Source organism: Candidatus Symbiothrix dinenymphae (genome assembly GCF_001431085.1).
Map to the genome: position 1 here is coordinate 1 of NZ_BBRU01000454.1, position 426 is coordinate 426.

Below are 426 nucleotides of genomic sequence, written 5' to 3' on the forward strand. Positions count from 1 at the left end.
CATGACAACTCGGCGGCAAAGGTAGTGAATGTTTTTGAAATATGCAATAGTTTTTCTAAACTTTAACCTTTTTTATACAATTTTCGTTGACGTTCACTTCTATTTGGTTAAAAACTTTTCTCAAAACAGGATGTTTGTTTGCTGTTTAGAACGCCACAGAGCTGCTGCTATAAAGCTCATAAACAGCGGGTTAGGCTTCAGCACGGTGCTATTGTATTCGGGGTGAAATTGTGTGCCGATATACCACCGGAGAGCGGGTATTTCCACCACTTCCACCAAGCCGGTGTCGGGATTTATGCCGGTGCAGTGCATGCCGCTCGCCTCAAACGCATCCTTATATTCATTATTAAACTCGTAGCGGGGGCGGTGGCGGTTCTGTATCAGGTTGGTTTGGTACGTCTCTGCTGCTTTTGAGCCTTTTTCGAG

At 44.8% G+C, this 426-nt stretch carries 1 protein-coding gene; it reads right to left on the minus strand.

Going from position 1 to position 426, the window contains the following annotated elements; translation table 11 throughout:
• Positions 1–120: 120 nt before the first annotated feature.
• Positions 121–426 (minus strand): glutamine amidotransferase-related protein (locus ASC50_RS05010; protein WP_420885211.1); only part of this gene is annotated, 306 nt, incomplete at its 5' end.